Raw genomic sequence first — 14,674 nt, 5'->3', positions numbered from 1 at the left:
TAAGGACAGTCATGCCATTTGATCCATTGGTAACCGCGGTTATTGAAACCTCTTTAAATACTTTCGTGAACGATGATCCAGCTTTGGTTCGTCGTTTGTCTCGTTTAAAGGGGCAGATCATTCAAGTTAATTTGAAAGAGTTGAATAAAACACTCACTTTCGTTTTCAGCCAACAAATTGATGTGTTGTCGGAATACGAAGGGCAGCCTGATTGCTACCTATCTTTGAATTTATCGGTGTTACCGGAACTGCGTGAGCAATCGAACATCACCAAGCTGATCAAGCAAGATAAGCTGATCTTAGAGGGTGATATTCAACTGGCTCAGAAATTTGCTCAACTGATGACAGACTGCAAGCCTGACTTGGAAGAGTGGTTATCGCGCGTAACAGGTGATGTGGTTGCTCATACCTTGGTCCAAGGCGTTAAAAACGTCGGTGGTTTTGTGGCAAAGCAAGCCAGCAAACATCAAAGCCATGTTGCTCAAGTTCTGACTGAAGAGTGGAAGATCGCACCAGCACCGTTAGAAGTCGCGCACTTTTGCGATCAAGTTGATGACGTGAAAAGCTCTGCAGCACGCCTTGAAGCTAAGTTGAACGCCTTGTTGGAGAAAGCATGACCCCAACAGAACTGAAACGTCTTTATCATATTATCAAGGTACAGTTGGAATATGGCCTTGATGAATTGATGCCAGAGCACCAATTGACCAAAGCCCCTTTATTGGCGCGAAAGTCACTGTTTTGGCTTAAAAATAAGCATCAAGATAAAGAGTTGGGTCATCGCTTACGTCTAGCGCTGCAAGAGCTTGGCCCTGTATGGATCAAGTTCGGACAGATGATGTCGACACGTCGCGATCTGTTCCCTCCTCATATCGCGGATCAGTTGGCATTGTTGCAAGACCAAGTTGCGCCATTCGATGGTCAATTGGCTAAACAAGATATGGAAAAGGCGCTCGGTGGCAGTTTAGATAACTGGTTTACCGACTTTGATATCGAGCCTCTGGCTTCTGCTTCTATCGCTCAGGTGCATACCGCAAAGCTTAAAGAGAGCGGTCGTGAGATTGTTCTCAAGGTAATTCGACCTGATATTCGCCCGGTGATTGACGCAGATCTAAAACTGATGCACCGAATGGCGCGTATAGTCGCTAAGTCGCTTCCTGAAGCACGTCGTTTGAAACCTGTTGAGGTGGTTCATGAGTACGAGAAAACTTTACTTGATGAACTAGACCTGCGCCGTGAGGCGGCCAATGCGATTCAACTGCGACGTAATTTTGAAGGCAGTGAAGAGCTGTATGTTCCAGAGGTTATCCCTGATTTAAGCAGTGAAACCTTGATGGTGTCAGAGCGAATCTATGGTATTCAGGTTTCGGATATTGAGACGTTAAACTCCAACGGCACCAACATGAAATTGCTCGCGGAACGTGGTGTGACCGTATTCTTCACCCAAGTATTTCGAGACAGCTTTTTCCATGCAGACATGCACCCGGGTAACGTATTCGTTAACCCAGAAAATCCAGATAACCCGCAGTGGATTGGTTTGGATTGTGGCATTGTCGGCACACTCAACAGTGAAGATAAGCGTTATTTAGCAGAAAACCTGCTGGCTTTCTTCAACCGAGATTATCGTAAAGTCGCTGAGCTGCACGTTGATTCGGGGTGGGTGCCACACAACACCAACGTTAACGACTTTGAGTTCGCGATTCGCATGGTGTGTGAGCCAATTTTTGCAAAACCACTTGGCGAGATCTCATTTGGCCATGTGTTGCTAAACTTATTTAATACAGCAAGACGTTTCAACATGGAGGTTCAACCTCAGTTGGTGCTTCTGCAGAAGACCTTGTTGTATGTGGAAGGCCTAGGCCGCCAGTTGTATCCGCAGCTTGATTTGTGGGCAACCGCCAAGCCTTTCCTTGAAACCTGGATGATGAATCAGGTGGGGCCGCAAGCTGTGATTAACGCAGTAAAAGAGCGCGCGCCATTCTGGGCAGAAAAACTGCCAGAGCTGCCAGAGCTACTTTATGACAGCTTGCGCCAAGGTAAAGCGATGAACCACAGAATGGATCAGCTTTATCAAGGTTACCGAGATAGTAAGCGTCAGCAAGCAACTGGAAAGTTTTTGTTTGGCGTTGGAGCCACTTTAGTCGTATGCTCCGCAATATTAGTTTCAAGCCCTTATGAGCAGCTATCTATGGGCTGTGGCATCGCAGGTGTCACATTTTGGTTGCTTAGTTGGCGAGCTTACCGTCGTTAGACAGTAGACTCTCTTAATATTTTTTATGTGTAGACAGACCCGAGGACAATGACAATGGGTGGTATCAGTATTTGGCAACTTCTAATCATTGCTGTAATTGTAATTTTGCTATTCGGAACAAAGAAACTGCGCGGTATGGGTGGTGACTTAGGTTCAGCGGTTAAGGGCTTCAAAAAAGCGATGAGCGATGAAGACAAGCCTGCAGATAAGAAAGATGCAGACTTCGAACCAAAGAATATTGAACAGCAGAAGACAGAAGCTCACGCTGAAACAACTGCTGAAACAAAGAAAGACAAAGAGCAGGCGTAAATCGTGTTTGATATCGGTTTTTGGGAACTGGTATTAATATCTGTCGTTGGGTTAGTGGTTTTAGGGCCTGAGCGTTTGCCCGTGGCGATTCGCAGTATTTCCAAGTTTGTTGGACAAGCGAAAAGCATGGCAAATAGTGTGAAAGATGAACTTTCTCATGAGCTTAAGGTGCAAGAGCTGCAAGAAAACCTACGCAAGGCGGAAAAAATGGGTATGGAAGATTTATCTCCAGACCTTAAAGCGTCAGTCGATGAACTCAAGCAGGCCGCTGCTGAGGTTCAACGTCCGTATGCTAAGCCTGAGTCTGATAAGCCAAGTGAGACTAAACCTAGTGTCACGGAAACTGTGGAATCTGAAACCATTCAGGTCAACAGCGAAGCTTCAGCACCGTCAGATAAGAAAACCGAATAGTCTCGCAAGGAGGAGTCGCCGGATACTTGAGTCGCTAGATGTTTAAATAGATAGCTATTCAAGTAAATAACTATTCAAGTGGATACCAATTCAACTGGATAGATACACGCGCGGCTCCTTTTCGATCTTCCTGTTTAAGAGGTTTGACATGTCTTCGACTGAGCAGACACAGCCTTTAATTAGCCACCTTCTAGAACTACGTAATCGTCTACTACGTGCGATTGTCGCGGTGCTAGTGATATTTGTCGGGCTAATTTATTTTGCTAATGATATTTATGAATTCGTATCAGCACCTTTGGTAGATCGTCTACCTGAAGGGGCGACGATGATCGCAACCGATGTTGCATCGCCATTTTTCACACCACTGAAATTAACCTTGATCGCGTCTATATTCCTCGCGGTTCCGTTTATTTTGTATCAGGTGTGGGCTTTTGTTGCTCCGGGTTTATACAAGCATGAAAAACGCTTGATCATGCCGCTATTGGCTTCAAGTTCATTGCTGTTTTACTGTGGTGTGGCGTTCGCTTACTTCATTGTATTCCCGTTGGTATTTGGCTTTTTTACGGCCATATCATTAGGGGGGGTAGAGTTCGCAACCGACATCTCAAGCTATCTTGATTTTGTACTCGCGCTGTTCTTTGCTTTTGGTATTGCCTTTGAAGTGCCCGTTGCGATTATCTTGCTATGTTGGACGGGGGCAACAACGCCTCAATCTCTATCTGAAAAGCGTCCTTACATCGTTGTAGGTGCTTTCATCATCGGTATGATGCTGACACCACCAGATATGATCTCACAAACACTGTTGGCGATTCCAATGTGTATTCTGTTTGAGATTGGTCTGTTCTTCGCACGTTTTTATACGCGTAAGCCAGATGCGGATGAAGAGGAAGAAGCTGAGTCTTAATTCGGAATGCTTCAGTAAGAATCACATAATAAAAAAGCGGCCTAGGGCCGCTTTTTTATTATGTCTGTTTATCGAATCTTTAACTGATAGCCACAGTTCTGACATATATAGAGCTCTTTGATGCCCAAAATCTTATGCCATAGGGTTCGATGTTGACGTTGTAAGTGTTGTGAATGGTCACACATAATCAACTACCTCCATATGCAGGTGGTTGATACTATACATATCACTTAGCTTTCTCAAATAAATTCAGGATAAATCCGTAATAATTACTTATTAATAGATTCATCATAGATTAAACAATGCCTTAGCATTTGTGCTGGTTATGTTTTCGACTTCTTCAAGGGTAATTCCGCGCAATTCGGCGATGCGTTTTGCCACCAATTCTGTATAGGCTGGCTCATTACGTTTACCGCGATTCGGTGTTGGTGCCAAGTATGGGCAATCTGTCTCTAGAATGACGTAATCCATATCAAGATGTGGGATTACCTTGTCCATCCCTGAGTTCTTAAAGGTCGAAACGCCGCCTAAACCTAAGTGAAAACCTAACGCATTGATCGCTTGAGCTTCCTCTAAGCTGCTGCCAAAACAGTGGAATACCCCGCGTAAGCTGCCATCTTGTTCTTTACGAAGTAGGGCAAGTGTCTCTTCAATGGAATCACGGGTGTGGATCACCACCGGTAGATCGAGCTCTTTTGCCCACTGCAGTTGAGTCACGAAAGCCATCTCTTGTTCAGCCTTGAAGGTTTTATCCCAGTACAAGTCGATACCAATCTCACCCACGGCGATAAAGTCATGCTTATCAAACCAAGCTCGAATGGTTTTGAGGGTTTGCTCGATATTCGCATCGACATAGCAAGGGTGTAAGCCCATCATTGAACGGCACACACCAGGAAACTGCGCTTCCGTTGCTAACATTGGCTCGATAGATTCTAAATCGATGTTCGGCAATAGAATGGTATCAATCCCTTGAGCCAGTGCGCGCTGTACGACTTGCTCGCGGTCTTCATCAAATTCGCTCGCGTAAATATGAGCATGGGTGTCGATCATTGTTTTGTCCTGAAAGCGGTCTTTACTGAGTTGTCATGAGTATACGGCAGTGTGAGGAGAAGGTCATTTTTTGCCATTTATCCCTGTTTTTGAGTGGGTTTCATATTTTACTGCTAGCGTCCTGAGCCATCAGTGATATGCTTTTGCCTGTATTTAGCACTTTTCATATCTAAGTATTTCGGTGCTTAGACTAGGCAAGGAGAATCTAGTGTCTGTTTCAATTCAAGGTCAATTCCCAGGTCGCCGTATGCGCCGTATGCGTAAGCACGACTTTAGCCGTCGCCTAATGGCAGAAAATCAATTGTCTGTGGATGATCTAATCTACCCAATGTTTATCCTGATGGGTAAAGACCGCCGCGAGCCTGTCGAGTCAATGCCAGGTGTTGAACGCTTGTCTATCGACTACATGCTTGAGGAAGCAGATTACCTGTCAAAGCTGGGTGTTCCTGCGATTGCTCTATTTCCAGTCGTGAACCAAGATGCTAAAAGTTTATGCGCAGCTGAAGCTCATAACTCAGAAGGTTTAGTGCAGCGCGCTGTACGTTTACTAAAAGAGCATGTGCCAAACATTGGCGTTATTACTGACGTAGCACTAGACCCATTCACCACTCACGGCCAAGACGGCATCATCGATGAAGATGGTTACGTGATGAATGATGAGACGACTGAAGTCTTGATCAAGCAGGCACTATCACACGCTGAAGCGGGTGCTGACGTGGTTGCACCATCGGACATGATGGACGGTCGTATTGGTAAAATCCGTGAGGCGCTAGAAGAAGCGGGCCATATTCACACTCAGATTATGGCGTACTCTGCGAAATACGCATCGTGCTATTACGGTCCATTCCGCGACGCAGTCGGCAGTGCTTCGAACCTGAAAGGTGGTAACAAGAAGAACTACCAGATGGATCCTGCGAACAGCGATGAAGCGATTCACGAAGTCGCGATGGATCTTAATGAAGGTGCGGACATGGTGATGGTTAAGCCTGGCATGCCTTACCTAGATATCGTGCGCCGTGTGAAGCATGAACTTCAAGCGCCGACATTTGCATATCAAGTGTCTGGTGAGTATGCGATGCACAAAGCGGCGATTCAAAACGGTTGGCTGAAAGAGCGTGAAACCGTCATGGAATCACTGCTGTGCTTTAAGCGCGCTGGTGCTGATGGCATTCTTACTTACTTCGCTAAAGATGTGGCTGAATGGCTTGCAGAAGACAATGCACAAGCCGCAGAGCACTTAAAAGAAAAGTAATCGTGTAGAGTTCACTTAAGTGATCAGTAAAGGGTTGGCCATTGTGCCAGCCCTTTCGTTTATAAGGATGAATAAGATGTCAGTTGTCGTGCGTGAAGGTTCGTTAGAAGAAGTGGTGTCTGTGATCGAGCAGATCTCTGAGTTCGCTAAAAAAGAGAGTGTCGCTTCTCTTTCAGAGCGGCTGGTAGGGAAAAAGAACCTTATCTTAGTGGCTGAAGAGGCTGGGGTGCTGCTTGGTTTTAAGATCGGCTATGAATTGGATCAGCAGACTTTTTACAGTTGGTTTGGTGGGGTGTCACCGCTCGCGAGGAACAAAGGCGTTGCACAGGCGCAATTAGACGCTCAGGAACAGTGGGCGAAAGAGCAGGGCTACAGACAGTTAAAGGTTAAGTCTCGTAACCAGTTCTCAGCCATGCTGCGCCTGTTATTAAGAAACGGTTACCTAATCGAAAAATTTGAAGAAAAAGAAGACATTAATGACCATAGAATCCATTTTTTGAAGCAAATTTGAACACTGTCGTTAACAGCATATAAATTAAATGAGATTTATTATCATTTAATTGTTGACTATCAAATGAGAATCATTATTATTAACTTCGTCTTAGGGAATGAGGAAATGTTCACAAGGATGTTAAGTACTCAAGTATCTACTTGGTTACCCAACAGAATTCTCGCGAACTTGTACTAAGTTCTTTTTGACACGACATTGCTCACATTGCTTCCAGTGTAATTTATAGCTTTTAGGTAAAGCTGTGGTATTCAATTTGAATGGCTTTACCGGTTTTTGCTAGGCGACATCTTCGGGTGTCGCTTTTTTTATACCTACCATTTCAACAAGATGCATATTTAGTGGCACGTATTTTTATGAATAAAACGCCATCAGCATTCTTTTCCACAACGCAAGATCGAGAAAAGATCGTTGATCATCTGTTCGATCTGTAAAATTATCCTTTATTTTCAGTTGCTTATTGGTGTTTTTTGAGTTGTTTACCTTAGTTCTCAACAGGGTGGATAAATAATATAAACAGAGTTATCCACAGAACGCTTGCGTCTAAGAACAAAAAATAACAACAAATCGATTATAACGAACACAACCGAGTGAACGGATACAGATCGACAACGTGGAATCCAACCAACAGACGTGGCATTCTTAACAGATAATTTCTGTACTTACTGGATACACAAACATTATGGCTCGTATTCCTGATAACCCATTGATTCTGATCGATGGCTCTTCTTACCTATATCGCGCGTTCCATGCTTACCCTGGCACAATGAGCAATGGTGATATCCCAACTAACGCCGTTTACGGTGTAGTTAACATGCTGCGCAGCATGATGCGTCAATTTGCTTCTGATCGTATTGCGGTAATTTTTGATGCGAAAGGAAAGACGTTCCGTGATGACATGTACCCAGAGTACAAGGCAAATCGTCCACCTATGCCTGATGATCTTCGTTGTCAGATTGAGCCTTTACACAATGTGATTCGTGCAATGGGTTTGCCACTTATCTCTATTCCCGGCGTTGAAGCGGATGATGTGATCGGTACACTTGCTTCTCAAGCTTCTGCGATGGGTATGCCTGTGCTTATTAGTACTGGCGATAAAGATATGGCGCAGCTGGTCGATGACAACGTTACTCTGATCAACACCATGACCAACGTGGTCATGGATCGTGAAGGCGTGATTGAGAAGTTTGGTATTCCACCAGAGCTTATCATCGACTACCTTGCACTGATGGGCGATAAAGTCGATAACATCCCAGGTGTTCCAGGTGTTGGTGACAAGACAGCGACTGCTTTGCTGCAAGGCATCGGTAGCATCGAGAAGTTGTACCAAAATCTTGATGATATTGCGGCGCTTGGTTTCCGTGGTTCAAAGACCATGGCTAAGAAGCTGATTGATAATAAAGACAACGCTGAGATGTCTTACGAGCTTGCTACGATCAAATTGGACGTCGAGTTAGAAGAGACACCTGAGTCGCTTGTAAAAGCACAACCAAACACGGATGAGCTGATTAAGCTATACGGTCAACTGGTCTTCAAGTCTTGGTTGAACGAGCTACTTGAAGGTGGCAGCGGTGTGGTTGAGGCGGATGAAAAGTCGGGCGCAGTGCGTAGCAATACGGCATCAACCACTTCTACCGTAGAAATGAACACCTCTGCCGTGACCATTGATCGCAGCAACTACGAAACCATCCTCGATGAAGCGTCATTCAATGTTTGGCTAGAGAAACTGAAAGCGGCTGAAGTGTTTGCCTTTGATACTGAAACAGACAGCCTAGATTACATGGTGGCGAACCTCGTTGGCCTGTCATTCGCGACTGAAGAAGGCGTTGCCGCTTACGTGCCAGTTGCTCATGATTACCTAGATGCACCGCAGCAGCTGGATCGTGATTGGGTACTTGAACAGCTTAAGCCGATTCTTGAAGATGATGCACAAGCAAAAGTAGGTCAGAACCTTAAGTATGATATGAGTGTGCTAGCGCGCTACGGTATCGAGATGAAAGGCATCAAACACGACACCATGTTGGCGTCTTACGTTTTCAATAGCGTAGGTGGCAAGCATGATATGGACAGCCTAGCGCTACGTTTCCTACAGCACAGCTGTATCTCATTTGAGCAGATCGCAGGTAAAGGTAAGAAACAGCTTACTTTCAACCAGATTGAGCTGGGTGAAGCCTCTCCATACGCTGCAGAAGATGCTGACGTGACACTACGTCTTCATAATCGTTTGATGGAAAACATTGAGCAAGATGAAAAGCTAAAAGCCATCTATGAAGAAATTGAAGTACCACTGATCCCTGTGATGTCTCGCATTGAACGCACTGGCGTATTCATCGATGACATGTTGCTAGGCGCTCAATCGCAAGAGATTGCGGTTCGTCTGGATGAGCTAGAACAGAAAGCCTACGAGATTGCTGAGCAAGAGTTCAACATGAACTCGCCAAAACAGCTGCAAGCGATCCTGTTTGAGAAAATGGGCCTGCCTGTTATCAAGAAAACGCCATCAGGTGCACCTTCAACCAATGAAGAAGTGCTGCAAGAACTGGCTCTTGATTACCCGCTACCTAAGCTGATCATTGAGTATCGTGGTCTTGCGAAGCTGAAGTCTACCTATACAGATAAGCTGCCAAAGATGATCAACGCTGAAACCGGCCGTGTTCATACGTCTTACCACCAAGCGGTAACGGCGACGGGTCGTTTGTCTTCGACGGATCCAAACCTACAGAACATCCCAATTCGTAATGAAGAAGGTCGTCGTATCCGCCAAGCATTCGTTGCACAACATGGTTGGAAGATTCTAGCGGTCGATTACTCTCAAATTGAATTGCGTATCATGGCGCACCTTTCGGGTGATAAAGCGCTTCTGGAAGCATTCCAACAAGGTAAAGATATCCACGCGGCAACCGCGGCTGAGATCATTGGGGTTGATATTGAGCAGGTAACGACGGAACAACGTCGTCGCGCTAAAGCGGTTAACTTCGGTCTTATCTACGGCATGAGTGCTTTTGGCTTGGCTAAGCAACTGGGTATTCCACGTGGCGAAGCACAACATTACATGGATACTTACTTCGAGCGTTACCCTGGCGTGATGCAGTATATGGAAGACACGCGCAGTGCGGCTTCAGAGCAAGGTTTCGTAGAAACCATTTACGGTCGTCGTCTGCACCTTCCTGAAATCCAATCTCGTAATGGTATGCGTCGTAAGGCGGCTGAGCGTGCGGCGATCAACGCACCAATGCAAGGCACAGCGGCAGACATCATTAAGAAAGCGATGCTATTGGTTGATGAATGGATCCAAGCGGAAGGCGATGGTCGTGTGAAATTGCTTATGCAAGTACACGATGAATTGGTATTTGAAGTAGAAGAGTCATCTTTAGCCGAAATTGAAAGTAAAGTACAAGAATTGATGGAATCCGCTGCAGAGCTAGAAGTGCCGCTTGTCGCGGAAGCTGGCCACGGTGACAACTGGGATCAAGCCCACTAATCAGTTTTTGACCTTAATAAGTAAATTAGTATGAGCCAGTGCACAAACACTGGCTTTTTTTTGTCTCAAATAAAGTCAGGTCGTAGTAAGAATTTAGGTGTTTTAATAAAACATTAATGAAAAAAAACTACAAAAGTTGTTTTCATTTCTGAGCAATTGTTGTACATTAAATCTCGTAGGGTACAGAGGTAAGATGTTCTATCTTTCAGACCTTTTGTTTCACGTTATTGGATTAGGCTGATTCAGCCGCCCCAGTCAGTATTTGACTGGGGCGTTTTTTCTTGTGCGAAAGAAAAATATTTCCAACCTGCTATCCCCCCAAAAACCTCTCGTTTTTAGTGTCTTTCATTACACTTTCTCAAGCACAGTGATAAACCCCCTGATTTGCCTTAGATCTGGAATTCGACCAGCTTTTGGTAATTTAAATCCGTCTCTAAGTTGATTGTTTTATCGCTTGAAATAACTTTTATTTTACAAGTGATCGATAAAGGATTGATGGCTCACGCCTTATTTATCAGTGTATTGAGTCGGTGAATGCTCAATGTAATCCATGATTTTCTGTTGTTTCTCGGTGCTGTATTTCAGTGCTTCGGCGGTGATCTGGATGGATTGCGCCATCGAAGAGATATTGTTGGTCGCTTTTACCAAGGTTTGCTGCATTGGTTTCAGGATAAGCAGATAGATAGCGGTCAAAGCGATAATAATGACGGCGATAACGGCCGCCAGCGCAATGATGATCTTGGTCTGAATATCATCCAACAGCATTTGACTGGTTTGTTTAAAGGCGAGTCGAGATTGGTCTAAGGCTTGTGGCAGTTGATTGAGGGATGTCTTGGTGGAGCTCGCAAGCTTATTGATGCTTTCAACGGTTTGGTTCAAGGCTTGTTGCTGGTCTTCGCTTAGGTTGGGGTTGTTGACTATCGCCTGCAAAGATTGCGATATCACCTCAAGAGACTCACTCGCATCTTGGGCGTACTTTTCCATGCCATCGAGGTCTAAGGTCATATCGACATTGATCAGTGGGGCTTGTTCTTGTTCTTGTTCTGCTTCAGAGGCAAACCCTGTCAGTGAGACCAACATAAGTGCAATGATGGCCAATGGTGTTTTCCACATGAGTATTCCTTTCTCATTGTTCTGATTATTTAGATGTGTCTTTTAGTATGGTTCACTTCTATTGGTTTTAGTGGCTAAATCCGATTTTTAACACTAAAAACTTATGCTTAACTCACTCATTTTTGGGCAAAAAAATACCCCACCTATATAAGGAGGGGCATTGATAAGGCTAAATCACGTGTTGTAAGTGCTCTAACCTATAGCGATAAGTAGAGGAACTACTCTGAGTCGTTGTGCTCTTCGTCTGCTAACTCATCAATGATTTGATCAGCAAGCGCAGGCGCAAACCACTCATCCATCTTGGCACGCAGTTGGTCAACGCCGATGCCCTTCATTGAAGAGAAGACATCAACCGCAACATCACCACCGAAAGATTTTGCATCGTTACGGATTTTCAGTAGCTGTGCTTTACGCGCACCACTTTTCAGTTTGTCTGCTTTTGTTAACAAAACCTGTACTGGGATGCGGCTATCGATAGCCCAGTAGATCATTTGTTGGTCAAGGTCTTTCATTGGGTGACGGATATCCATCAATACCACTAAACCTTTCAGGCTTTCACGTCGTTGTAGGTATTCACCTAGCGACTTCTGCCATTTTTTCTTCATCTCAAGTGGTACTTGAGCAAAGCCATATCCAGGTAAATCGACGATATGACAACCGTCCGTTACCTTAAATAGGTTGATTAGCTGAGTTCGACCGGGTGTTTTACTGGTTTTCGCCAAGCTTTTTTGGTTTGTAACGCGATTTAGCGCGCTAGATTTACCAGCATTGGAGCGTCCTGCAAACGCAATTTCGATCCCTTCGTCTTCTGGTAAATGACGAATATCAGGTGCACTGGTAATGAAATGCGTGTTTTGATAATGAATTTTTACGCTCACTGTTAACTCCATCTCGACTTTGTGTAGTCGATTGATTACTTTTTTGTGAATTTGTGTAAAATAACCGTGCTCGGCATAAGGTCGCCTATTGTACCATGAGTGGCAACATAGAGTGGTACTGGAAGCTTGATAATTATAATGGAATGTCATGAAGAAATTAGCGCTAATTTTGAGTCTTTTAGCCAGCTGCTCAGTATGGGCTCAAGGTAGTATTGAAGCTGGTAAAGCCAAATCACAAACATGTGTTGCCTGCCACGGTGCTGACGGCAACAGTCTGATCACTCAGTACCCTAAGCTGGCTGGTCAACATGAGAAGTATCTAGAAAAGCAGTTAAAAGAGCTTAAACTAGGTATGACAAGTGGTGGTAAGCAAGGTCGTTACGAACCTGTAATGGGTGCAATGGCGATGCCTTTATCTGAAGAAGATATGGCTGACCTAGCGGCATACTACGCCTCTCTACCTATCTCTAGTAACTCTACTCCTGAAAATGTAGTAGATGAAGGTAAGGTTCTTTACACTGCGGGTAATGCAGAACGCGGCGTAACGGCGTGTATTGCTTGTCACGGCCCTCGTGGTAATGGTACCGAACTTTCTGGTTTCCCTAAGATTTCAGGTCAGCACGCAGATTACATCAAGGCTCAACTTGAAAAATTCCGCGATGGTGACCGTAATAACGACATGAATGCGATGATGCGTGATGTAGCTAAAAAGTTAACAGACGCTGATATTGATACCTTATCGAAGTACGTTGGTGGTTTACACTAATTTGTCGGTTTCTTGCTCTTAGCCAGAGTATAGGAATGTACGTTCGAGCGAGTTTGAAGAGACGCCCTGATCAGTAATGGTCGGGGCGTTTTCTTTTGCATTGGTTTTATTAATGCATTTTGCATTTATGTCTGATTTATCAATGTGTGATCGATTTGTGTACAAAAGTGTGAAGTCGCACTCTTGTAGTCTTTTTGTAACACGGTAAAGTAACCGCCATCAGCTAGGAGCTGACTTAGATATGGATGATCATCTAGTCTAACGGTATAGACAGAAATGGATCAGGCTAGGACAGCCCAGCAACAAGGTGTTAGAAAAGGATAGCCAAAACTCATCAGGACGATGAACAACAAACAAATTTGGCATGGAAAGCACCAATAACAAATGGAGATTTGTGTACCAAGTTGAGTATGCAAATTTTGGCCGATATAGGCAGATTTAGAGAGCGATAGGTTTTCCTATCGCTTTTTTTATTGATTTGATGAAAAAACACCCAATACCTCTCCACTATAAACTCAGTTTCTGGTATGTTTCGCATCCCTGTTTAAGGATGTGCTATGTATACTTGTCCCTTATGCCATCACCAAGGCGTGAATCACTATTTTGAAGACAAACGCAGAGCCTATCTGCAGTGTCAGCAATGTGAACTGGTATTTGTTAAACCTGAACAAAGGTTAGAAGCAAAAGAAGAAAAAGCACACTATGATCTCCATGAGAACGATCCTAGTGATGCAGGCTATCGCCGCTTTTTATCTCGCATCGCGGATCCACTAACAGACAAAATTTCATCTAACTCACAAGGGTTGGATTTTGGTTGTGGCCCAGGCCCTACGCTATCTATTATGTTAGAAGAAGCCGGACACACCATGGAGTTGTACGATATCTATTACCACCCAGATACCTCTGTGTTGGAAAAAACGTATGACTTTATGACTGCCACGGAGGTGATAGAGCATCTTTATCACCCAGACAAAGTGTGGCAGCAATGGTTGAATTTAGTTAAACCCAAGGGCTGGATTGGTCTTATGACTAAACTAGTAATAGACGTAGACGCGTTTGCTGGTTGGCACTACAAGAATGACCCGACACATGTCGTCTTCTTTAGTCGTCAAACATTCCAGTTTTTGGCAGAGCGGGATAAGCTCGAACTAGAATTTTTTGGAAATGATGTAATTTTACTGAGGAAAGTGCAGTAATGGGTCGTAGTAAGAAATCAAGAAAGCCGGGAGCACTTGGCGCTCCGGAGCCTATGGTTACTCGTAACCGTAGTGAATCTGATGTTGAAGGTCGTGAACGTAAGCGTGTTAAAAAGCGTAAAGGCCTTAAGTCTGGCAGCCGCCACTCAGATGGTAGCGAAGCAAAACAGCGTAAAGCTGCACAAGCTCGTGATCCACGTTTAGGCAGCAAGAAAAAAATCCCGCTGATCGTTGAACCAGCGAAGAAGCCGACTAAACAAGAGCGCAAGCTGTCTAACGAACAAGAGTTAGAAATGCTTGAGAATGATGCTCAACTGAACACATTGCTAGATCGTATCGAAAATGGTGAGAACCTAGGTGCTGGTCTGCAGAAGTTTGTTGATGAGAAACTTGATCGTATCGAACACCTAATGGGCCGCTTAGGTCTACTAGAGCCAGAAGACGATGAAGAAGAGATCTTCGAAGAAGCACCGGTTGCATCTAAGAAGAAAGCGAGCTCTGACGAAGACTTGCTATCTCAATTCGAAGATTTCGATTTAGACAGCTTTAAAGGTTAAT

At 44.5% G+C, this 14,674-nt stretch carries 14 protein-coding genes; 11 read left to right on the top strand and 3 right to left on the bottom strand.

Annotation, left to right across the window (positions count from 1 at the left end):
• Positions 1-11 precede the first annotated feature (11 nt).
• From BCU34_RS22450 to tatC, 5 genes are all read left to right on the top strand, one after another.
• Positions 12-617: an SCP2 domain-containing protein gene (locus tag BCU34_RS22450; protein WP_102432214.1), complete on the top strand. Its 606-nt coding sequence runs from the start codon at positions 12-14 to the stop codon at positions 615-617.
• Positions 614-2,248, top strand: coding sequence for a ubiquinone biosynthesis regulatory protein kinase UbiB (gene ubiB, locus BCU34_RS22445; RefSeq protein ID WP_102432213.1), 1,635 nt, complete (start codon positions 614-616; stop codon positions 2,246-2,248). The genes BCU34_RS22450 and ubiB overlap by 4 nt, the downstream gene beginning before the upstream one ends.
• 54 nt (positions 2,249-2,302) lie before the next feature.
• Positions 2,303-2,557, top strand: coding sequence for a Sec-independent protein translocase subunit TatA (tatA, locus tag BCU34_RS22440; RefSeq protein ID WP_017060154.1), 255 nt, complete (start codon positions 2,303-2,305; stop codon positions 2,555-2,557).
• Positions 2,558-2,560: 3 nt separating this feature from the next.
• Positions 2,561-2,968: a Sec-independent protein translocase protein TatB gene (tatB, locus tag BCU34_RS22435; protein WP_102432212.1), complete on the top strand. Its 408-nt coding sequence runs from the start codon at positions 2,561-2,563 to the stop codon at positions 2,966-2,968.
• 148 nt (positions 2,969-3,116) lie between these two features.
• On the top strand, positions 3,117-3,872 hold the full coding sequence (gene tatC / locus BCU34_RS22430) for a twin-arginine translocase subunit TatC (RefSeq protein ID WP_017060156.1): 756 nt from the start codon (positions 3,117-3,119) through the stop codon (positions 3,870-3,872).
• 288 nt (positions 3,873-4,160) lie between these two features.
• Here the strand turns inward: tatC and BCU34_RS22425 are convergent, their stop codons facing one another.
• Positions 4,161-4,922, bottom strand: coding sequence for a TatD family hydrolase (locus BCU34_RS22425; protein WP_102432211.1), 762 nt, complete (start codon positions 4,920-4,922; stop codon positions 4,161-4,163).
• Positions 4,923-5,130: 208 nt separating this feature from the next.
• Between BCU34_RS22425 and hemB the strand changes: the two genes are divergently transcribed.
• The 3 genes from hemB (at position 5,131) to polA (ending at position 10,163) form a co-directional block, all read left to right on the top strand.
• A complete protein-coding gene (gene hemB, locus BCU34_RS22420; protein ID WP_017060158.1) occupies positions 5,131-6,174 on the top strand; it encodes a porphobilinogen synthase in 1,044 nt (347 codons plus the stop codon).
• Positions 6,175-6,250: 76 nt separating this feature from the next.
• The gene (locus BCU34_RS22415; protein WP_102478221.1) at positions 6,251-6,685 is read left to right on the top strand and encodes a GNAT family N-acetyltransferase; all 435 of its coding nucleotides are present in this window, start codon (positions 6,251-6,253) and stop codon (positions 6,683-6,685) included.
• Positions 6,686-7,364: 679 nt separating this feature from the next.
• On the top strand, positions 7,365-10,163 hold the full coding sequence (polA, locus tag BCU34_RS22410) for a DNA polymerase I (protein WP_057621837.1): 2,799 nt from the start codon (positions 7,365-7,367) through the stop codon (positions 10,161-10,163).
• A gap of 507 nt (positions 10,164-10,670) precedes the next feature.
• Here the strand turns inward: polA and BCU34_RS22405 are convergent.
• Together BCU34_RS22405 and yihA are read right to left on the bottom strand one after the other, a co-directional pair.
• Positions 10,671-11,276 (bottom strand): GTP-binding protein, encoded by a 606-nt coding sequence (locus BCU34_RS22405; RefSeq protein ID WP_102478222.1) that lies wholly within the window; start codon positions 11,274-11,276, stop codon positions 10,671-10,673.
• Positions 11,277-11,494: 218 nt separating this feature from the next.
• Positions 11,495-12,154: a ribosome biogenesis GTP-binding protein YihA/YsxC gene (gene yihA / locus BCU34_RS22400; RefSeq protein WP_017060162.1), complete on the bottom strand. Its 660-nt coding sequence runs from the start codon at positions 12,152-12,154 to the stop codon at positions 11,495-11,497.
• 148 nt (positions 12,155-12,302) lie between these two features.
• Here yihA and BCU34_RS22395 point away from each other — a divergent pair, with 148 nt between their 5' ends.
• The 3 genes from BCU34_RS22395 to yihI all read left to right on the top strand — a co-directional run bounded on the left by BCU34_RS22395 (position 12,303) and on the right by yihI (position 14,673).
• Complete coding sequence (locus tag BCU34_RS22395) at positions 12,303-12,920, top strand: c-type cytochrome (RefSeq protein WP_012602993.1); 618 nt, start codon at positions 12,303-12,305, stop codon at positions 12,918-12,920.
• A 557-nt stretch (positions 12,921-13,477) separates the two neighbouring features.
• Positions 13,478-14,116 (top strand): class I SAM-dependent methyltransferase, encoded by a 639-nt coding sequence (locus BCU34_RS22390; RefSeq protein ID WP_048612436.1) that lies wholly within the window; start codon positions 13,478-13,480, stop codon positions 14,114-14,116.
• Entirely contained in the window at positions 14,116-14,673 is a 558-nt protein-coding gene (gene yihI, locus BCU34_RS22385; RefSeq protein ID WP_017060163.1) for a Der GTPase-activating protein YihI, read from the top strand. The genes BCU34_RS22390 and yihI overlap by 1 nt, the downstream gene beginning before the upstream one ends.
• The last annotated feature ends 1 nt before the right edge of the window (position 14,674 follow it).

Origin of the sequence: Vibrio sp. 10N.286.45.E10 (genome assembly GCF_002874195.2) — a bacterium.
In the GTDB taxonomy this organism is placed as follows: Bacteria; Pseudomonadota; Gammaproteobacteria; order Enterobacterales; family Vibrionaceae; genus Vibrio; species Vibrio crassostreae.
Note: the sequence above shows the minus strand (reverse complement) of the source record. Positions and strands in the feature narration are given on the sequence as shown.

What these genes read in the sequence shown, in the direction of transcription:
- BCU34_RS22450 (WP_102432214.1), top strand. Translation starts at nt 12, where the DNA reads ATGCCATTTGATCCATTGGTAACCGCGGTTATTGAAACCTCTTTAAAT.
- ubiB (WP_102432213.1), top strand. Translation starts at nt 614, where the DNA reads ATGACCCCAACAGAACTGAAACGTCTTTATCATATTATCAAGGTACAG.
- tatA (WP_017060154.1), top strand. Translation starts at nt 2,303, where the DNA reads ATGGGTGGTATCAGTATTTGGCAACTTCTAATCATTGCTGTAATTGTA.
- tatC (WP_017060156.1), top strand. Translation starts at nt 3,117, where the DNA reads ATGTCTTCGACTGAGCAGACACAGCCTTTAATTAGCCACCTTCTAGAA.
- BCU34_RS22425 (WP_102432211.1), bottom strand. Translation starts at nt 4,922, where the DNA reads ATGATCGACACCCATGCTCATATTTACGCGAGCGAATTTGATGAAGAC.
- BCU34_RS22415 (WP_102478221.1), top strand. Translation starts at nt 6,251, where the DNA reads ATGTCAGTTGTCGTGCGTGAAGGTTCGTTAGAAGAAGTGGTGTCTGTG.
- polA (WP_057621837.1), top strand. Translation starts at nt 7,365, where the DNA reads ATGGCTCGTATTCCTGATAACCCATTGATTCTGATCGATGGCTCTTCT.
- BCU34_RS22405 (WP_102478222.1), bottom strand. Translation starts at nt 11,276, where the DNA reads ATGTGGAAAACACCATTGGCCATCATTGCACTTATGTTGGTCTCACTG.
- BCU34_RS22395 (WP_012602993.1), top strand. Translation starts at nt 12,303, where the DNA reads ATGAAGAAATTAGCGCTAATTTTGAGTCTTTTAGCCAGCTGCTCAGTA.
- BCU34_RS22390 (WP_048612436.1), top strand. Translation starts at nt 13,478, where the DNA reads ATGTATACTTGTCCCTTATGCCATCACCAAGGCGTGAATCACTATTTT.
- yihI (WP_017060163.1), top strand. Translation starts at nt 14,116, where the DNA reads ATGGGTCGTAGTAAGAAATCAAGAAAGCCGGGAGCACTTGGCGCTCCG.